Annotated in this window: 14 protein-coding genes, 2 pseudogenes and 1 riboswitch; of the genes and pseudogenes, 5 read left to right on the forward strand and 11 right to left on the reverse strand. The window is 71.2% G+C overall.

Annotated elements, in window-relative coordinates:
- Positions 1–191: 191 nt before the first annotated feature.
- Positions 192–1085 carry an SIS domain-containing protein gene (locus tag OG206_RS07445; protein WP_327113523.1) on the forward strand — a complete coding sequence of 298 codons (894 nt, stop codon included), beginning with the start codon at positions 192–194 and terminating at the stop codon, positions 1083–1085.
- Positions 1086–1155: 70 nt separating this feature from the next.
- On the opposite strand, the gene OG206_RS07450 is transcribed toward OG206_RS07445, so the two are convergent.
- Positions 1156–1767 carry a hypothetical protein gene (locus OG206_RS07450; RefSeq protein WP_327113525.1) on the reverse strand — a complete coding sequence of 204 codons (612 nt, stop codon included), beginning with the start codon at positions 1765–1767 and terminating at the stop codon, positions 1156–1158.
- Positions 1768–1997: 230 nt separating this feature from the next.
- Complete coding sequence (locus tag OG206_RS07455) at positions 1998–2852, reverse strand: LysM peptidoglycan-binding domain-containing protein (protein ID WP_327113527.1); 855 nt, start codon at positions 2850–2852, stop codon at positions 1998–2000.
- A 2-nt stretch (positions 2853–2854) separates the two neighbouring features.
- A riboswitch (cyclic di-AMP (ydaO/yuaA leader) is annotated at positions 2855–3041 on the reverse strand.
- Positions 3042–3397: 356 nt separating this feature from the next.
- On the opposite strand from OG206_RS07455, the gene OG206_RS07460 reads away from it, so the two are divergent.
- Positions 3398–3628: a hypothetical protein gene (locus OG206_RS07460; RefSeq protein WP_327113529.1), complete on the forward strand. Its 231-nt coding sequence runs from the start codon at positions 3398–3400 to the stop codon at positions 3626–3628.
- A 159-nt stretch (positions 3629–3787) separates the two neighbouring features.
- Here the strand turns inward: OG206_RS07460 and OG206_RS07465 are convergent, their stop codons facing one another.
- The 4 genes and pseudogenes from OG206_RS07465 to OG206_RS07480 all read right to left on the reverse strand — a co-directional run bounded on the left by OG206_RS07465 (position 3788) and on the right by OG206_RS07480 (position 6875).
- On the reverse strand, positions 3788–4426 hold the full coding sequence (locus tag OG206_RS07465; RefSeq protein WP_442805813.1) for a TetR/AcrR family transcriptional regulator: 639 nt from the start codon (positions 4424–4426) through the stop codon (positions 3788–3790).
- Positions 4427–4557: 131 nt separating this feature from the next.
- Positions 4558–5010 carry a flavodoxin family protein gene (locus tag OG206_RS07470; RefSeq protein ID WP_327113531.1) on the reverse strand — a complete coding sequence of 151 codons (453 nt, stop codon included), beginning with the start codon at positions 5008–5010 and terminating at the stop codon, positions 4558–4560.
- An 84-nt stretch (positions 5011–5094) separates the two neighbouring features.
- A pseudogene (locus OG206_RS07475) lies at positions 5095–5543 on the reverse strand (HAD-IC family P-type ATPase); the annotation flags it as partial.
- A 3-nt stretch (positions 5544–5546) separates the two neighbouring features.
- Entirely contained in the window at positions 5547–6875 is a 1329-nt protein-coding gene (locus OG206_RS07480; RefSeq protein ID WP_327113533.1) for an enolase C-terminal domain-like protein, read from the reverse strand.
- Positions 6876–7319: 444 nt separating this feature from the next.
- Between OG206_RS07480 and OG206_RS32595 the strand changes: the two are divergent.
- A pseudogene (locus OG206_RS32595) lies at positions 7320–7394 on the forward strand (hypothetical protein); the annotation flags it as partial.
- A 210-nt stretch (positions 7395–7604) separates the two neighbouring features.
- On the opposite strand, the gene OG206_RS07490 reads toward OG206_RS32595, so the two are convergent.
- The 3 genes from OG206_RS07490 to OG206_RS07500 all read right to left on the reverse strand — a co-directional run bounded on the left by OG206_RS07490 (position 7605) and on the right by OG206_RS07500 (position 11762).
- Positions 7605–8828, reverse strand: coding sequence for a cysteine desulfurase-like protein (locus OG206_RS07490; protein WP_327113534.1), 1224 nt, complete (start codon positions 8826–8828; stop codon positions 7605–7607).
- A gap of 216 nt (positions 8829–9044) precedes the next feature.
- Positions 9045–10598: a pectate lyase family protein gene (locus OG206_RS07495; RefSeq protein WP_327113536.1), complete on the reverse strand. Its 1554-nt coding sequence runs from the start codon at positions 10596–10598 to the stop codon at positions 9045–9047.
- 477 nt (positions 10599–11075) lie between these two features.
- Positions 11076–11762, reverse strand: a complete 687-nt coding sequence (locus tag OG206_RS07500; protein WP_327113538.1) for a TetR/AcrR family transcriptional regulator — start codon at positions 11760–11762, stop codon at positions 11076–11078.
- 290 nt (positions 11763–12052) lie between these two features.
- Between OG206_RS07500 and OG206_RS07505 the strand changes: the two genes are divergently transcribed.
- Positions 12053–13453, forward strand: a complete 1401-nt coding sequence (locus OG206_RS07505; RefSeq protein WP_442805814.1) for a lipase family protein — start codon at positions 12053–12055, stop codon at positions 13451–13453.
- Between the two features lie 119 nt (positions 13454–13572).
- On the opposite strand, the gene OG206_RS07510 is transcribed toward OG206_RS07505, so the two are convergent.
- Both OG206_RS07510 and OG206_RS07515 read right to left on the reverse strand, forming a co-directional pair.
- Positions 13573–14199 (reverse strand): bifunctional 4-hydroxy-2-oxoglutarate aldolase/2-dehydro-3-deoxy-phosphogluconate aldolase, encoded by a 627-nt coding sequence (locus OG206_RS07510; protein ID WP_327113540.1) that lies wholly within the window; start codon positions 14197–14199, stop codon positions 13573–13575.
- Complete coding sequence (locus OG206_RS07515) at positions 14196–15143, reverse strand: sugar kinase (RefSeq protein WP_327113542.1); 948 nt, start codon at positions 15141–15143, stop codon at positions 14196–14198. Before OG206_RS07515 ends, OG206_RS07510 begins: the two co-directional genes overlap by 4 nt.
- A 561-nt stretch (positions 15144–15704) precedes the next feature.
- Here OG206_RS07515 and OG206_RS07520 point away from each other — a divergent pair.
- On the forward strand, positions 15705–18746 hold the full coding sequence (locus OG206_RS07520) for an AfsR/SARP family transcriptional regulator (protein WP_327113544.1): 3042 nt from the start codon (positions 15705–15707) through the stop codon (positions 18744–18746).
- Positions 18747–18761: the final 15 nt, after the last annotated feature.

An 18761-nucleotide genomic window follows, 5' to 3' on the forward strand; every position in this document is an offset into this window, starting at 1 on the left:
ACGGAACCTCATTCAGCCGACTACCCACCGAGCATGGCCGAAAACAGCCCATCCCGTGATCGCGCAAGAGTGATCCGAATGCTTGTTCTTGTTCATTTGACCCATGTAATATGCAGAATCGATCAATCGGATGACGGTTTCGTCCATGTCATCCCACCGGACGCGAGCAGCAGCGGAAGCGGAGTGCGGACATGTCCCATGTCGAGACCGAGACAGCCGGTCAGCCGGAGTGCTGGCGCCGGGCCGCGGAGATCGCCGCGGCCCGGGGAGCGGCCCTGCCCGCCACCGGTGAGCGCATCGCCGTCGTCGGCTGCGGCACGTCGTACTACATGGCGCAGGCCTACGCCGCACTGCGCGAGGAATCGGGCCAGGGCGAGTCGGACGCGTACGCCGCCTCGGAGTTCCCCTTCGGCCGCACGTACGACCGGGTGGTCGCTCTGACGCGTTCGGGGACCACGACCGAGGTACTGGAGCTGCTGACCCGGCTGCGAGGCTCCACCCGGACCGTCGCGGTCACCGCGGACCCGCTGACGCCGGTGATGGACGCCGCGGACCAGGTGGTGGTCCTCGACTTCGCCGACGAACGCTCGGTGGTGCAGACCCGCTTCGCGACCACCGCGCTGACGTTGTTCCGCGCCCACCTCGGGCTGCACACGGAGGAGGCCGTACGGGATGCGGAGACCGCACTCGCCGAACCGCTGCCCGAAGGCCTCCTGGAGGCGACCCAGTTCAGCTTCCTGGGGCGCGGCTGGACGGTCGGGCTGGCCAACGAGGCGGCGCTCAAGATGAAGGAGGCGTCGCTTTCCTGGACCGAGTCGTATCCGGCGATGGAATACCGCCACGGACCCATCAGCATCGCCACGGCCGGGACCGCCACATGGATGTTCGGCTCCGCCCCGGAGGGCTTGGCCGAGCAGGTGCGCGCGACGGGTGCGCGCTGGGTGGAGAGCGACCTGGACCCGCTGGCCGACCTGGTCCGGGTGCAGCGGCTGGCGATCGCCCGCGCCACGGCCCGTGGCCTCGACCCGGACCTGCCGCGCCATCTGACCCGGTCGGTGGTGCTCGACGGGACGGATCGGGCCTGACACCACGTCACGGCATGCCGCGCACCGGGCTCGCACGGAGCCCGGTGCGCGGCCGCGGACGAGCGGCCGGTCAGCCCTCTTCGAAGTGGGCGTCCAGCGCGGCGTCCAGTTCGGCCGTCCACTCCTTGAGGCGGCCCCGGGCGTCGGCCTCGACCTCGGCGTTGAACCACCGGCGGCTCGACAGGTGGACCGTGACGGTGAACCGGCGCCCGAAGCGGCCGGTCGTGACCTCGACCGCACCGATCTCGGACCAGTCGAACTCCGCTTCCTGGTCGTCCAGCCGGAAGCGGACACCCTCGGCGTCCACCCTGATGGATCCACGCCGGTCGCTGACCTCGAAGACAGGGCCGTCGCCGGTCGCGCCCGGCTCGTCCGTGCCCGCCGCGCCGGTGACGGCGGCAGTCCCCTCGTCGTCGTCGGTGACCGCCGTGCCGCTCAGCACCGCGTCGTCGGGACCGGCCGCCCGGTCGCCGGCCGGCTGCTCGACCACGGCGTCCTGGATGTCGGCCGTGTCCTGGACGTCCGTGTCGTCGTGCCCGCCGGCATCCTCCGGTGCCGCGTCGGCCGCCTCCGCATCCGCCTCCGTCCGCGCGGGGGCAGGGGCCGTCAGGCCTGGGATGTACGCCGGGTCTGTCCCCGCGGCGAACTCGGGCTTGGTGTTGGAATCTATGCGCTGCTCCACGGCGGGCAGTATGGACGACGAACCTGTACGAGACCAGTCGACCGCGGCCCGGCAGGCCTGACGCCGCAGCCGGACCACCCGGTGGGGCGGTCCGGCACCTTCGCGCGCCGCCCCCACCCGGCGCCGTACACGAAGGAAGGGTGGTACGGGTTCCGCCGAACCCGTACCACCCTGTGTTCCTGCCCCTGCCTCACACGCCGCGTGCGGGAGGGTTACGCGTCGCCGGAGGCTCAGTAGGCCCCGAAGACGTTGTCGATCGAGCCGTACCGGTCGGCGGCGTAGTTGCACGCGGCCGTGATGTTGGCGACCGGGTCGTAGCTGTCCAGCGACGTGCCGGGCACGTGGTAGGCCTGGAAGGTCGGGTCGATGACCTGCAGCAGACCCTTGGACGGGATGCCCGCAGCGGCGTTCGAGTCCCAGTTGTTGATGGCCATCGGGTTGCCGGACGACTCGCGCATGATGTTGCGGTGGATGCCCTCGTAGCTGCCGGGGATGCCGTGCTCGGCCATGACGGCCAGCGACTCCCTGATCCAGCCGTCGAGGTCGTTCGTGTACGCGGTCCGCTCGGCGGCGGGAACCGCCTGCGCGGCGGGTGCGCCCTGTGCGGCGAGTCCGGTGCTCGCGCGCTCCGAACGGTCCGCGCGGCCGGAAGCCCTGGATTCGGTCTTGGCGGCCTTGTCGGCCTTCGCCGGCTTGTCCGCGGACTTCTTCCCGTGCTTGCCGCCGATGGTCAGCTCGAGGCCGGGGTGAATGAGGTCGGGGTTCGCTCCGACAGCCTTCTTGTTGCCCTCGTAGAGAGCCTTCCAGCCGCCGTGGACAGAATGCTCGCGAGCGATCTTGGCGAGAGTGTCGCCGATGACGACGGAATAGCTCCTGGGCGTGGCGTGCTTTGCGGCAATTCCCTGTGCGGACAGGGCAGTCGACGTCACCGTCTTTTCAGCGGCGGCCGGCTGGGCCGGGGCCGCGAAGGCACCGGTCGCGCCGATCACGGGAAGCGCGAGAGCGACTCCACCCGTGGTCACGGCGATGACGCCGCGCTTCAGCGAACTGGTCCTGGAACGACGGGGCTTGGAAAAAACGGGCATGCTGAATTCCTCTCCGTCGCCTACGAAGTGAGCTGTCGGGTTCGAGCTGGAGATGCCCGGCCGCATGACATGCGACTTCACCCCGAGCCGTCCCGGACACCGGGTCGGCGCTTACTTGGGTCCCCCGCTCCTGCCGTACGAGAAGTGGTCGGGTAACCGGACGGCGGCAGGATTCGGCGTTCCATCCGGAATGAGGGTGACCGTAGGCGAGAAATAGCGAAAGGAACAAGCCCGGAGTAATGATCAAAATTCAAGCGCAAGATCGAATTTCGGTAATTCCTGTAATCCATCGCACACAGCCCCTCCCATCCCTCTTGGCACACAAGGGAACCGGCGGGCCCGTTTCGGCGTCCGGGGGGTTGAGGGTGACGCTGGTCACTGGGTCCGATAAGGGCGATTTGCACCCTCACGAAGGTCCCCAGGTCACACGAAATGGCCTTTTATGGATTACAGGATAAATCCTGCATAACTGAGTAAATCGGTCATAAGGCTCACTGCGGCCTCATTCAGGCATAGGGAGCGCGGTCCCGTGGAACCGATCCCGCATGACCTACACCCCTCAGTTCCCGAACCCGCGGATCACCGTGCTGCCCGTTCAGCCCGGCGACCCGCCGTTCCGCATCGTGGAGATCGACGGAGAGGTGATCGGAACAGCGACCGCTGTGACCGACGTGCTCATCGCCGCGGCCGCGGCCGGAATCCCCGTACACGACCTGGACGACCCGGCCGCCGTCCGGTGGGTGGGTGGCGGAAAGCTCAGCTGGCGGTTGCACTGAGCGAATCGGGGGACGGCACCACCGCGAGGCACGGCGCGATCGCCCGCTCCTGCCGCTCCGGACGCCGGCACGGGACCGCCCGGCGAACCGCACGCTCCCGACGGGCGCGCCCGCCTCCCCCTCCGACGACAGCCACGCCTCCGGTAGGGGGCCTGGCCGTCACTCCTGGCGGAGGCCGGCCCCCGGGGCTGTGGCCCGCAGCAGACCGAGCGTGGTGTCGAGCGCGGCCTCCAGGTGCGTGACCCGGCCGGTGGACATCAGGATGGCCACGCCTCCCTGTACGGCGGCGAGCAGGGCTGCCGCCGTACGATCGGCGTCCAGTCCCGCGTCCATCTCACCGCAGTCCTGCATACGCCGGACACCGCGGCGAAGAGCGGCCTGCCACTGGTCGATCAGCCGACCGGTGAGCACCTGGGCGGCGGGGGTGGTGCGGCCCAGTTCGGTCATCAGCACGCCCAGCGGACAGGTGACGCCCTGCTGCTCGTAACGGCGGAGGACGGCGTCCCGCCAGTCCTGCCACGCCTCCCAGCTGCCCAGGTCACTGAGGTGCGGTTCCTGGTCCTCCAGGACCAGCTCGGCCTCACGCGCGGCGACCGCGAGCAGCAGCTCCTCCTTGCCACCGGGGAAGTAGTGGAAGATCTGACTCTTGCTGGTCGAGGTGCGCGCGCGGATGTCGTCCAGCGTGCTCGCCGCGGCGCCCCCGGCCCGGATCTGCGCCGCGGCGCCCTCGACGATACGACTGCGGGTGGCTGCCCCCTTGGGGGTGAGCCGCTGCTCGGTGGGCTTCATGGGCGGCATCCCGGCACCTCCATTACTGGACTCACAGGTCCATTCTATGGGGCGGGTGCGGTTCCCGGACAGCGGAACCAACATCCCGTACGCCGGCCGCGTCCCGGGCCTCCCGGCCGATGTCACGGTGGTGGCGGACGTCAGGCCATGAGACCGGCGGCCACGGTCGCGCCCAGCTCCCAGCAGGCTTCCTCGTCGGCCTTGCCAGGCTCTCCCGTGAGGGTCACGCCCTCCGCCGCACGCCGCCAGCCGAGGCCGGTGGTGATCGCCTCGATGCCCCGGACGGCGCCGGTGACGTCGTTGCCCCCGTGTACCCAGAAGCCGAAGGGGCGGCCCTTCGTGGCGTCGAGGCACGGGTAGTAGACCTGGTCGAAGAAGTGCTTGAGGGCTCCGGACATGTAGCCGAGGTTCGCGGGTGTTCCGAGCAGATAGCCGTCGGCGGCGAGCACGTCGGACGCCGTGGCGGAGAGCGCCGCCCGGCGCACGACCCGTACACCCTCGATGTCGTCCGCGGTCGCCCCCGCGACGACGGCTTCGAACAGCGCCTGGCAGTTGGGCGACGGGGTGTGATGCACGATCAGCAGAGTGGCCACACCCCCGAACCCTGCCGCTCTCGGCAGACCTACGCAAACCGAGGTCCCCGGCCCCCGCCGGGGACCTCGGTCTCCCGGCCGTCAGGCCGCGGCGCGGAAGCCGCGCAGGCGGATCGTGCCCGGCGTCCGCCGGGCGAGCCGTATCGCGTCGGCGGCGGCCCACAGGTCCCCCCGCACGAGAGTCAGGTCCCGGCCTCGATGGCCGCGTCGGTACCCGTGCCCATGGCCAGACCCGGATCGGCCCGGGCGCGAGCCGAGGCGTCGTTGACACCGTCGCCGACCATGGCGACGCTCCGCCCCTGCTCCTGCAGCTTCCGGACGACGTCGGCCTGTTCCTGCGGCATGACGTCGGCGACGACCTCGTCGATGCCGACTTCGGCTGCGACCCAGCCCGCGACCGCCTTGTTGTCGCCGGTCATCAGGATCGGGGGGGCCAGGCCCCGTGCCCGCAGCCGCCGGACGGCCTCCGCACCGGTCTCCTTGACCGCGTCGGGGGACTTGGCGAGAGCGGCCACCGGCACTGACGGGCGCCCCCGCTAGCGCACGAGGCACGGGCGTTTGGCGTCGAACGTCCAGCCCGGCACGAGGTAGCGCATGGCCCGGGCGTCGTCCCGGGCGCCCAGCGCCTCCTTGCGGTAGAGCTCGTGGGCCGCGAGCAGGCGGTCCATGTCGAGCTCGACGCCCAGGCCGGGGGCGTCCGGCACCGCGATCTCACCGTCGGCGATGCGGGGCGGCGTGACGGTGAGACGTTCCAGGCCCTCCTGCCAGATCCAGTGCGTGTCCAGTGCGTTGTACTCCCCCGGGGCCGCCGCACCGCAGTGCGTGATCATGGCGAGCGAGATGTCGAAGTGGTTGTTGGAGTGGCAACCCCAGGTCAGTCCCATCGCATTGCACAGCTGGGCCACGCGTACCGAACCCCGCATGGTCCAGAAGTGCGGGTCGGCCAGCGGGATGGACACCGACTGCAGCGCGAGGGCGTGGGTCAGCTGGCGCCAGTCGGTGGCGATCATGTTGGTCGCCGTCGGAAGGCCCGTGGCGCGGCGGAACTCGGCGAGGACCTCGCGCCCCGAGTAGCCGTTTTCGGCCCCGCAGGGGTCTTCGGCGTACGCGAGGGTGCCGCCGAGCGGGGAGCACAGCTCGACCGCTTCCCGCAGTGACCACGCACCGTTCGGGTCCAGGGTGATCCGCGCCGCGGGGAAGCGTTCCTTGAGCGCCCGGACGGCCTCGATCTCCTCGGGTCCCGGCAGGACTCCGCCCTTGAGCTTGAAGTCCTGGAAGCCGTAGAGGTCGTGGGCCGCCTCGGCCTGGCGGACGATCGCCTCCGGGGTGAGCGCCTCCTCGTGCCGGACGCGGTACCACTCGGTGTCGGATCCGGGCTCCCTGACGTACTCCAGGTCGGTGCGGTCGGGGTCGCCGACGTAGAAGAGGTAGCCCAGCACCCGTACCGAGTCGCGCTGCTTGCCGTCGCCGAGAAGTGCGGCAACCGGCACGTCGAGGTGCTGTCCGAGCAGGTCGAGCAGTGCGGCCTCGACGGCGGTGACGGCGTGCACGGTGGTCCGCAGGTCGTAGGTCTGGGCGCCCCGTCCGCCCGGATCGCGGTCCGCGAACCGGCTGCCGATCTCGCGGAGTACACGTGCGTAGTCGCCCACCTTCGCGCCGACGACCAGCGGTTCGGCGTCCCGCAGTGTCCGGGTGATCTTCTCCCCGCCGGGCACCTCTCCCAGTCCCGTACGGCCGTCGGAGTCCGTCAGGACGACGATGTTGCGGGTGAAGTAGGGGCCGTGGGCGCCCGAGAGGTTCAGTTCCATGCTGTCGCGGCCCGCGACGGGGTAGACGGCGAAGCGGGTGACGGTCGGCTGGTTCATGGCTGTCGGGTTCCTTGGGTGCGTGAGGCGGGCGTGGTCGGGTGCCGCGGAGTCCGAGTGCGTCGAGGATCTGTTCCCGGCCAGGACACCGCCCAGGCCGATGACCGCGAGCACGGTCGTGCAGCTCGTGCGGACCTTGATCGCCTGGACGACCGAGAGGCTGACGTACTCGCTGCCGAGCCGACGGAGTGGCGGCTGTCGGCCTGTCAGGCGGTGCGCCGCCGCTCGGCGCCGGCGATGCCCAGCACCATGCCTTCGCGCAGCCGCTGGGCGACTCCCCCGGGTTCCGATTCCGTGCGGGACCGCTCCACAGTTCCCCATCTCCATATACAGACGACGTACACGTATGGGAACGGAGGCTAGGCCTGTGACCGCGCGGAGGTCAATGGGCGTGGCAGCGCGGATTCACGATGCGGCCATACCGAGAACAGCGGTGTCCGCGGTGTGAAGTCGGCGTCCCGGACGGTCCCGCTGCTCGAACTCCTCGCATCCCGGGACGACCCTCCGGCCCACCTCGACGAACTCGCCGAGGAACTGGGCGTCCCACGCAGCAGCACGTACCGGCTGCTGCGGACGCACTGTGAGAAACGATCCACCCGGCCCGGCTCGACGGCCGGCGGTGGACTCTGCCCCGTCCTCGCGCGAGGCGTCGCACCCCGCCGGGCGCGAGGAGTCGGGACCGTGCGTCGCGCGCCGTGCGCGCGACCGGCGGCGACGCCTCGCGGAGGGTCAGGAGCGAGGCAGGTCGAGGGCGTTCAGCAGCCGGTCGACGTCGTCGTCGCTGGTGTAGGGCGCGAGGCCGACCCGCACGCCGCCGTCCACTCCCAGGCCGAGCCGCCGGGACGTCTCCACCGCGTAGAACGAGCCCGCGGGCGCGTCCACCTCACACTCGGCAAGCTTCCGGGACACCTCCGCCGGGGTCTTTCCCGCGATCGTGAACAGCGTCGTCGGGGTGCGCCGCGCGGCTCGCGAGTACACCGTGGCACCTCCCAGCTCCGCCAGGCCGCCCTCGATGCGCTCGCGCAGCCGGTCCTCGTGCGAGGCGAGCGCCGTGAACGCGCGACGCAGGGCCTCCCGTCGGCTTCCCTCGCCGCTGACCAGGCTCGCGAGGAAGTCCACGGCCGCGGTCGCGCCCGCCAGCAGTTCGTAGGGCAGCGTCCCCAGCTCGAAACGCTCGGGCACGGCGTCGCTGGAAGGCAGCAGTTTGTCCGGACGCAGACGCTCGAGCAGCTCGGGCCGCCCCGTCAGCACGCCGAGGTGCGGTCCGAGGAACTTGTACGGCGAGCAGACCAGGGTGTCCGCTCCCAGCGCGTCCAGGTCGACCGACATGTGCGAGGCGTAGTGCACGGCGTCGACGTGGAACAGCGCACCCGTCCGGTGCACCAGCTCCGCCACGGCCGGGATGTCGGGGCAGGTGCCGATGAGGTTGGAGGCGGCGGTGAGGGCGACGAGCCGGGTGCGCCCCGACAGCACCGCTTCGACGTGTCCGGCTTCCAGCTCACCCGTGGCGGGGTCGAAGTCGGCCCACCGGACCGTCGCCCCGGCGGATTCGGCCGCCTGCACCCAGGGCCGCACGTTCGAGTCGTGGTCCAGCCGGGACACGACGACCTCGTCGCCCGGCCCCCAGCCCTTGGCCAGGGTGCGCGCCAGGTCGTAGACGAGCTGCGTGGCACTGCGCCCGAACACCACCGCGCCCGGCTCCGCACCGAGCAGGTCGGCCAGCGCCCGCCGGGCGCCGACGACGATCGCCTCGGCGTTGCGGCCCCCCTCGGTCAGACCTCCCCGGTTGGCGAGCGGACGGGACAGGGTCTCGGAGATCGCGTCGATCACCTGCTGGGGCGTCTGGGTGCCGCCCGGGGCGTCGAACCGCGCGGTCCCCGCCTTCAGCGCGGGGAAGCAGGCACGGATCGCCTGCACGTCGAGGGCGTCGCCGGTGGTGATGTCGCTGGTCAAGAGAACTCCAGGGGAAGGCGGAAGCTGGTGCCGCGGGAACGCTACGGGGTGGACATACCCACTCCGGCAACCGGGGCGACCGGTCCGCCACCCGGACACCGGGGCCGCCCTGCGTGATCCGCGGTCAATGACCGCCCGTTCCGGCCCGGGCGGCACGACGGGGCGGGGGCCGTCGCGTCCGACCGCCCCCGCCCCGCCCGACCGGAACCGGAACGGCTATCCGGCGTAGGTCGCGAACTCCGCGATCCTCGGCGTTCCCGTGGAGCCGGTGATCTCGAACGTGATCTTCTTCAGCGCGGTCTTCGGGAAAGTGATGACGCCCGCTCCGGTGCCGGAGGTCAGGACGGCGCCCGTGTCACCGTTGACGAGCCTCCAGGAACCGATGGCCGAGCCCGAGGCCTGGCGGATGTCGGCCCTGGACACCGAGGTGGCGGTGCCCCACTTGATCGAGACCGAACCGGTCGGACCGGACGGTGACCAGTAGGTGTTCAGGTCGCCGTCCCGCACGTTGCCGTAGCTGGTGCCGTCGGCCTTGCTGGAGCCGTCGGAGCCGGCGCCGATGCTGAGGTTGGTCCCGCTGGGCTGGGTGGGGTCGGGCGTCGGAGTGGTGGGCTCCGGAGTGGTCGGGTCGGGCGTCGGGGTGGTCGGACTCGGCGTCTGTGCGGAGCAGTTGCCGTTCGACACCTTGAGGCCCTTGTTGGCGCCGGCCGTCTGGGTGACGATGTCCGGCACGCAGCTCGCGCCGTCGAGGCTGTAGGCGTAGGGGATGCTGACGGTGGTGTTCGACTTCGGGTCCGGTCCTGCGGGGTTGTTCTCCGAACCCTTGGCGGACCAGGTCACGTTGTCGAACGTGTTGCCGCTGACCTGCCAGTATCCGGCAGCGTCGGTGTAGAAGGTGCCCAGGACGTCCTTGGAGTCCTTGAAGTAGTTGTTGTCCACCTTGGCGCGGGCACCGGCCCGGGAGTTGATGCCGGACTCGTTGAGCTTCACGTAGTAGTTGTTGTAGATGTGGGCGATACCGCCGCGCAGCAGCGGGGTCCGCGAGTCGATGTTCTCGTACAGGTTGTGGTGGTAGGAGATGAAGCCGTTGGAGAGCTCGGTCTCGCTGGATCCGACGAGACCGCCGCGGCCGGAGTTGCGCAGCGTGCTGTAGGAGAGGGTGACGTACTGGGTGTTGTCCTTCATGTCGAAGAGGCCGTCGTAGCCCTCCGACTCGCCGCCGGACGCCTCCAGTGTGGTGTGGTCGACCCAGACGTTACGGACGTCGCTCTCCATTCCGATGGCGTCACCGCCGTTGGAGGTCGGCGAACCCGATTTCTTGACGTTCCTCACGGTCACGTTCTGGATGATGATGTTGCTGGACTGGCGTATGTGGATGCCCAGTTGGTCGAACACGGCGCCGTTTCCGACACCGACGAGCGTGACGTTGCTGATCTGCTTGAGTTCGATCACACCGGCGGCGGTGTTGCAACTGTCGCCCGACACCTTGGCGGTGTTGGCGTGGTTGATCGTGCCCTCGACCTCGATGGTGATCGGGGTGCTGCTGCTCGCCCTGCCGCACAGGGCCTGGTGGATGGCGGTACCCGTGGTGGCGCGCACCGTCTGTCCGCCCGCACCGCCGGTCGTCCCGCCGTTCCGGGTCGCGTATCCGGTGGCGTTTCCGGTCACCGCGGCTGATGCCGAAGGCATCGCCACCATCACACCGGTCGCTGTCGCCAGGGCAGTCGTGGCCAGCGCCGCACAGAGTCGCAGCGCGACTGGTCGTCTCATGTCGGTGTCCCATTCGTTTTCGTATGCCGGGTGGTGCTGCTGGATACCGCGGCGCTGCCCCCGTCGGCGCGTCCGCCGGACAGGCGCCGGCCGGACCTCGTCGACCTGGTTGTGCGCAGGGCCCACCCGATGCGGTCCGGGCGGCGGTCTGCCGCCGACCGGGCGCACGGGTGATCGCCGGGTCGGCCTCGGACGCCGTGCACCATGCGCGACGAGGCGAGTCGGCGATCTGGGCACATGCCTGCACCGGGCCGGTGGCGGCGCGTGCGCGACCGTCACGATGGCCGTCGCGACGGGCGCTTCCACCGGGCGGGAACCCCAGGGGGAAAGCGCTTTCTGTCCGCGACAATAGAGTGACCGACACCAGGCTGACAAGGTTCATGACATCCGGAACGGGAGAGCGGGCACCTACCGGCCCACCGGCTGCGCTTGCCTTCGATACGCGCCCCCGCCCCCGCCGCGCGACAGCCCGGGACGTCAGTAGGGCAGGCCCTCCGACGCCGCGCGTACGGCGTCGAGCAGACATCGGGCGATCGCACGGTCCGGGGCCACGGGGTCGTCCGCGTATCGCCGGGCGAAGTCCTCGGCAGCCGCGCGCAGTGCGCCGTTGAGGGTCGCCGCGTGCACCCTCACCCTCAGGTCGTCGGGGCTGCCGCCCGAACGCCGGGCGAGGAGTTCCGCGAGGACGGGGAGGGCGTCGTCGTGGGCCTGGAGCCAGACAGCGCGCAGAGCCGGGTCGGCGGAGGTCATGCGGATCAGGTCGAGGACGGCGGGATCGGCCGGGGGCGGCCCGCCGCGTCCACAGGCATCCGCGAAGAAGTCCAGAAGACTCATGTCCGCGGGCCACAGGCGCAGTTGACCCACGGCCGAGTCGAGGCCGGCCGCGAGCAGCGGCAGGACACAGCTCTCCTTCGTGGGGAAGTGGCGCCACAGCGTGCGCGAGGAGACCCCGACGGCTTGCGCTATCTGCTCGCCCGTGGTCGCGGTGACCCCCTGGGAGATGAAGAGACGGACGGCCTCACGGGCGATCTCGAAGCGGAGTGCGGCCTTGCGCCGCTGGACGAGCGACGGCCTGTCGGCGCCCTCCGCCGCCGGCCCCTCTTCCACGGACAGCGCCTCGCGCACCCTCACCCCACCACCCTCCGCCTCCGGCCACCGCAGCATAGCGAGCCGCTCCGAAATGACATACGCAGACGTCTTGTCACCAAGTGACAGCCGGTCTTACTGTGCAGTAACTGACCGGTGAGTAACCATGTATCGGTCAGGCGGAGTTCGGCGACCACCGGTTCCTCCGCGCACCCTCCACCGCCTGTGTGTCACCGCATTCCCGCGCCACCGAGGCGAGCCGGAGCTCGCCGGCCGTCGATGCCCCCGCTGCCCGGACGAAGCGGCGGGGAACCGCTGCCGCCGGCGGCATCGGCACCATCAACCGGACGACGAGCGAGGAGCATGACGTGAGCCGCAAGAGAACCCGTTCGATCCTTCCCCACAGCACCCGCGCGGACCGTCCCGCCGCACCGGCCGGCCGCGCCGCGCGCCTGCGCCTGCCGGCCGTCGCCCTGACCGGCGCCGTCTGCGTCGGGCTGTGCTCGGTCCCGGCCACCGCTGCCGATACGGAGCCCGTCGTGTCCCGCGGCGTGACCATCCCGGCGTTCTACAACCCGCCGGCCGAACTGCCCTCCGCGAACGGTGCGCTGATCCGCACCGAGGCCCTGCCGCTCGGACTGAGCATCCCCGGGCTGGACGGCCGGCCGATGCCGGGCACCGCGACCCGCCTGATGTACAGGTCCACCGACTCGGCCGGACAGCCCGTGGCCGTGACCGGCGCCTACATCGAACCCTCTGCCGCCTGGAAGGGCACCGGACCGCGCCCTCTCGTGGCAGTGGCCTCGGGAACGATGGGCCAGGGGGACCAGTGCGCACCGTCGTTCGCGCTGCAGCATCCCCTGACCCTCAGCGGCGACACGGTGTCGGTGGGCTACGAGGCCCTGGCCGTCTACCGGATCCTGGCCACCGGGGCGGCGGTCGTCGTCACCGACTACGCCGGCCTCGGGACCACCGACCGGCTGCACACCTACGTCAACCGCCTCGACGAGGGGCACGCCCTGCTGGACGCCGCCCGAGCCGCCCGCTCCGTCCCCGGCGCCTCGGTCACGGCCGGCTCACGCACCGGTCTGTACGGCTACAGCCAGGGCGGCGGTGCCAGCGCGGCCGCTGCCGAGCTCCAGCCCTCCTACGCTCCCGACGTCCTGGTGGCCGGGACCTATGCCGGCGCACCGCCGGCGAACCTGACCTCGGTCATGAAGGGCATCGACGGCAGTGCGCTCGCCGGCGCGCTCGCCTGGTCGATCAACGGCTTCGCACAATCGGATCCCGACGTGCGGGCGGTCGTCGAGGCGAACATCAGCGCCACCGGCAAGGCGGCGCTGAAGGACGCGTCGACGATGTGCGTCGGCGACGCGATCTTCGGCTTCGGCTTCACCAAGAGCAACAAGTGGACCAACGACGGCCGTTCCATCGGGGACGTCATCGCCGCCGAGCCGCGCGCCCTGGCCGCCCTCGACAGGCAGCGCATCGGCACCCTCAGGCCGGTCGGCCCGGTACGGGTGGCCACCGGCATCCAGGACGACATCGTCCCCCACGCACAGGCCCGGCAACTGGCTGTGGACTGGTGCCGCAAGGGCGGCAACGTCACCTACGACGCCATCGCGCTGCCGAACCTCGGGGACAAGATCCTCACCAACCACCTGGTGCCCCTGATCACCGACCAGGGCGACGCGATCTCCTGGCTCACGGACCGTTTCGCGGGCAAGCCGGCATCCTCCAACTGCTGGACGATGCCGATCCAGCCCTGACGCCGGGCAACGCCGCGCTCACCGGAGGGCTCGCCCCACCGGGCGCGGCGTTCCCGGGCGCACGCCGTCGACGGCACGCACCGTGGATCACGGGACCTCGTCGCGCCGGGCGTGCGGCCTCACGTCCGGCTGCCGACAACGGGCAGCAGGCCCTCGTCCACCAGCCTCGCGAGCTGTTCCGGGTCCCCGAACGCCGAACCGATCGCGACGGCGCGGCAGCCCGCGCCGAGGAATTCATGGGCGTTCGACGCTCCCACGCCACCGGTCGCGACGAAACGCACCTCGGGGAACGGCGCGAGCTGCGCGCGTACCCACCCCGCGCCGAGTACCGAGGCCGGGAACGCCTTGAGCCACGTGAGACCCGCCTTCAGCGCGGTGTCGATGTCGGTGGACGTCGCCACGCCCGGCAGGTGCGGGACACCCATCTCCCCGGAGAGCCGGACGATGCCGAGGTCGAGGCCCGGGGCGACCGTGAACCGCGCCCCGACTTGCACGGCCCTGCGCAACTGCTCCGGAAAGCGCACCGTGCCGGCGCCCACCGTGCGGCCACGCTCACGGCCCGCGGCGACCGCGGCGGCGAGGGCCCCGAACGCCTCCTCCGTCTGCACCGGCACCTCGACGGCCGTCACGCCCGCGTCCCACGCCGCGTGGCACAGCCGGACCGTCTCGCGCGGGGACGCTCCACGGAAGATGCCCATCACCCGGACGTCGGCGAAGAGCCCGTCGAAGAGTTCCGCCCCGCTCACGCCCGCTCCTCCTCATGCCGCAGATACCTGTCGATGTCACCGCGTTCCGGGACGACGGGGCAGTCGCCGACGATCTGCACGGCGCGCGAGGCCACCAGGTGCCCGAGCCGCAGCGAGCGCTCGGGGCCGAGCCCGCGCAGCCAGCCGCTCAGCCACCCCGCGGCGAAGGCGTCGCCCGCACCGACGGTCTCGACGACCGGGACGCTCAGCGCGTCCGCCCACGCCCTCCCGCCCTGCCCGTGGACGCTGGCACCGGTCGCACCGTCCTTCACGACGAGGACCGTGGGCTCGGGCAGCAGCTCCCTGACCTCCTCCGCCCTGTCGGTGCCCCACAGCGTGGCCGCCTCGTCGCGGCCGACGAAGACGATGTCGGCCCGCCGCGCGATCGCGGCCAGCTCTCCGGCCGCCTCGGCCACGGACCAGAGCCCGGGGCGGTAGTTCACGTCGAAGCTGACGGCCGCGGGCCCCAGAATCCGGTCCCCCACCACGCCGTGTGTGAGCCGCAGGCACGATTCGCTGAGTGCGGGCGTCGTGCCGCTGAGGTGCACCACACGTGCGCCGTGCGCCGCCGAGGGGGCGATGCTCGTCACGTCCAGACGCGAGGCGGCCGAGCCCCTGCGGTAGTAGTGGACCCGGGTGGACCGCCCTTGCGGGTCCTTGGCGTAGATGCCCGTCGGCGCATCCTCGTCCGTGACGACGAACGAGGTGTCGACGCCCGCCCCCTCGAGTTCGTCGAGGACGATGCGACCGAAGGGGTCGGCGCCCAGCGCACTCACCCAGCGTGAGCGGTGGCCCAGCCGTGCGAGCGAGACCGCCACGTTCGACTCCGCGCCCCCGACGCGCAGGACGAAGCGCGAGTCGGCGGTGATGGATCTCGCGTCCTCGGGAACGAGCATGGCCATGCTTTCGCCGATGCAGACCGCATCGGCCGGAATATCAGTCACGCGTGACGCCTTTCCAGAAGTTCCCGTCGCACTCCACGCGGTTCACCGCTTCGCCCCGCGAAGCCGTGACACACCGCGTACGGGCCGTACCGCCGGCCACCGGTCGGGGACACTACGCCTCGTGGCCTCCCGCGCCGAAGGGCGGGAAGCCGTATCCGGTGAAAGCCCCCGCCCGTTCGCGTACGCGTACCCCGGTGGCGGGTGTCCGGCCTCGCCCACCGTCGTATTTCCGGCCGGAGGACCGAGGCCCGTGCCGGTGGCGGGGGACTCAGTGCGCGTGGTGCGGTACTCCGTTCCGCTTCCCCGGTCCCCCGTTGCCGCCCCCTCGTGCAGTGAAGACGCCGTCTTCGGCCGGGAAATCGGGACGGCGAATATGTGTTGAAGGCATATTGATTCTTTTGCAATGGCGAGAATTCGGAGCAACGGGACGGAGGGCCGTCTTGCCGCCCGCCGAAGGGCCCTGATGTGATGAAGATGCGGGACCGGCACGGCTGGGGTGCGCCGGTGTCCGTGGGGTGGCAGCAGGCAGCTGCACAGGGGCCCTCAGGAGGGACGCTTTTCATGGGCGAGGACATAGGGGCGCACGGGGTCCGGTTCCGGATTCTGGGCTCGTTCGAATGCTGGGACGGACAGGATCGCGTCCGGGTGGGTGGTCCCGTGCACGAAAGGGTGCTGGTCACGCTGCTTCTGGAGCCGCAACGCGTGCTTCCCGTCTTCCGGCTGGTCGAGGCAGTCTGGGACGAGAACGCGCCCGCCACCGCCGCCCATCAGGTGCGCAAGGCGGTCGCCGAGCTACGCCAGCGGATCCCCGACGGGCGGAACCTCATCGTCACCGAGGGGCCCGGCTACCGGGCGCTGACGACACCCGGACAGGTGGACCTCAGCAGGTTCACCGACGGGCTGAAACAAGCCAGGGAGGCGACCGCGGCCGGGCAGAGCGCATACGCCGCCACAGCGCTGCGCGAGGCGCTCGACCTGTGGCGGGGCCCTCTGCTCTCGGGCAGCGGCGGCTCCGTGCTCAGCGCCGCTTCCGCAGCGCTCGAGGAGCGCCGGCTGACCGCGGTGGAGCAGCTCTTCGATCTGCGGCTCGCGGCGGGCGAGAACGGTGAACTCATCGGTGAATTACGCGAGTTCATCGAGGCGAATCCACTGAGGGAAACCCTGCGCGGACAGCTCATGCTCGCCCTCTTCCGGTCCGGTCGGCAGGCCGAGGCCCTGGAGGAGTTCGCCAAGGTCCGCGAGTTCCTGGTCGACGAACTCGGCATCGGTCCGGGGGACGCCCTCACCGACCTGCACCACGCCATCCTGCGGAACAGCCCCGAGCTCGCCGCACCGCCCCAGCCGGCGGGGCCCGCCCCGTTCTCCCCGGAGGGCACGCCCTCCACCCTCCCCTACGACCTGCGGGACTTCACCGGCCGAGAGGAGGAGGTCCGTCAGCTGCTCGGGTTCGTGGACGAGGCACCGGGCACCGGACCACTCATCGTGGCCATCGACGGCATGGGCGGCAGTGGGAAGACCTCTCTGGCCGTGCGGGCCGCCCATCAGCTCGCCGATCGTTACCCCGACGCACAACTCCACCTCGATCTGCGCGGCTTCACCCCCAGCGAGCAGCCGTTGACCGCGGGGGCCGCGGCCGAGGCCCTGTTACGCATGCTGGGCGCCCCCGGCGAACGCATCCCCGACGACGCGGAGGGCCGCATCGCCCTGTGGCGGCGCACCATGAGCTCCCGCCGGATGATCCTGCTGCTCGACAACGCGGTCGACGAGTCCCAGGTCAGGCCGCTCCTCGCGTCCCCCACCCAGACGCTCGTCCTGGTCACCAGCCGCGCCCTGCTCGTGGACCTGGACGCCGCTCACACCGTGTCCCTCGGCGTCATGCCCCCGCACGACAGCGTCGCCCTCGTCGAGGGGGTCCTCGGCAGCACCCGTGCCCGTGCCGAGCCCGAGGCCGTCGCGCAGCTCGCCGAGCTCTGCGGCCATCTGCCGCTCGCACTGCGCATCGCCGCCGCCCGCCTGCGCAAGCGACCCCGCTGGACCGTGCGCTACCTCGTCGACCGGCTCCGCGACGACGCCCACCGGCTGGCCGAGCTCAATTCGGGCGAACGCAGCGTCGAGGTGACCCTGCGCCTCTCCTACGAGGGCCTGTCGGCCGAGACGCGGGAGGCGTTCCGCCTGCTGGGCCAGCATCCCGGGGCCGAGATCGAGGTGTACGCGGCCGGGGCCCTGCTCGACAAACAGGCCCGGGACGCGGAGGACGTGCTGGAGTACCTCCTCGACATGCACCTGTTGCAGCAGCACGAGACCGGCCGTTACGCCTTCCACGACCTGGTCCGCAGCTTCGCCCAGAACCTCTCGCGCGGCAGCGGCCCTACGCCGGGGGCAGGCGCCGGGAGTCCGGGTGACGAGGAGGCCGCCCGAGCCGTACGGCGCCTCCTCGACTTCGCCCTGGGCGCCACCGACGCGGCCTGCGACCTCCTCTTCCCGGGGCGGGCCCGGATACGGAACTCCGAGCACCGGTGGGAGGGCGAGCTCCCGCCCCTGGACACCCCGGAGCAGGCCAGGCTCTGGCTGGAGCGGGAACAGAACTCGTTGCTGGCCGCCGTGTCCCTGGCGTACCGCTGGGAACTCGACCGTCATGTCGGATTGCTCACCGCCAACGTTGTCTTCCCACTGGACCTGCGCGGACGGCTGGAGGAGTTCCGGGAACTGAGCCGCATCGCGGTCGCGGCCTCCCGCAGGCTCGGTGACCACGCGCTGTTGCGACTGAGCCTGTCCAACCTCGCCGTCGCCTGCTGGAAGCTCGGGCGTTTCGAGGAGGGCATAGAGATGTCCGAGGAGGCGTTCGCGCTGGCCGTCAGTCTCGCCGACCGGCGCGGCGAGGCCAAGGACACCGGCGTCCTCGGGCTCCTGCTGAGCGCCCTGGGACGGTACGCCGAGGCGCTGCCGCGGCTGGAACGGTCCATCGCGATCAAGCGGGAACTCGGCGCCGAGCGGGCGGAGGCCGAGTCCCTCACCAGTCTCAGCAATCTGTACGCCGAGTGGGGCCGCTTCCCCGAGGCCGTGGAGGCCGCCACCCGCGCCGTCAGGCTGTCGCGCAGCATCGGGGCGGTCGACAAGGAGGTCGAGGGCCTCACCGATCTCGCGGTCGCCCGGCTGGGTCTGGGCGCGGTCGACGACGCCGCGGACCTGCTGCGGCGGGCCCGCAAGCTGGCTCTGGACGTGATGTCGCCCGCCGACATGTCACTGCTGCTCGCCCTGTCCGCGGAGACCGCCGACCGGCTCGGCGAGTCGGCGCAGGCCACGGAGTGGGCCGACTCCGCGCTCCAGCTCGGGGACCTGAGCGGCGCACCGATGCGGGAGGCGGCCGTCGGCAACATCGTCGGGCGCATGCACAGCCGCAGGGGCAGGTACGTCCTGGCCCTCGAACTCCACCAGCAGGCGTACCGTGCCGCCTCCGGTGTCGGCTACCGCGTGGAGGAGGCGCGCGCGCGGGCGGGCATGGGGCAGGCCCTCGACCACCTCGGCGAACACGAGGCGGCCCGGACCCATCGCGCCTCCGCGGATCGGGCGTTCGACGCGATGGGCATCCCGAGGGACGGATGACCCGACGGCCCTCCG

This window comes from Streptomyces sp. NBC_01341, from assembly GCF_035946055.1.
Lineage (GTDB): Bacteria > Actinomycetota > Actinomycetes > Streptomycetales > Streptomycetaceae > Streptomyces.

Coding starts and splice junctions, on each gene's coding strand:
- OG206_RS07445 (WP_327113523.1), top strand. CDS start 192: ATGTCCCATGTCGAGACCGAGACAGCCGGTCAGCCGGAGTGCTGGCGC.
- OG206_RS07455 (WP_327113527.1), bottom strand. CDS start 2,852: ATGCCCGTTTTTTCCAAGCCCCGTCGTTCCAGGACCAGTTCGCTGAAG.
- OG206_RS07460 (WP_327113529.1), top strand. CDS start 3,398: ATGACCTACACCCCTCAGTTCCCGAACCCGCGGATCACCGTGCTGCCC.
- OG206_RS07465 (WP_442805813.1), bottom strand. CDS start 4,426: ATGCCGCCCATGAAGCCCACCGAGCAGCGGCTCACCCCCAAGGGGGCA.
- OG206_RS07480 (WP_327113533.1), bottom strand. CDS start 6,875: ATGAACCAGCCGACCGTCACCCGCTTCGCCGTCTACCCCGTCGCGGGC.
- OG206_RS07495 (WP_327113536.1), bottom strand. CDS start 10,598: ATGAGACGACCAGTCGCGCTGCGACTCTGTGCGGCGCTGGCCACGACT.
- OG206_RS07500 (WP_327113538.1), bottom strand. CDS start 11,762: ATGCTGCGGTGGCCGGAGGCGGAGGGTGGTGGGGTGAGGGTGCGCGAG.
- OG206_RS07520 (WP_327113544.1), top strand. CDS start 15,705: ATGGGCGAGGACATAGGGGCGCACGGGGTCCGGTTCCGGATTCTGGGC.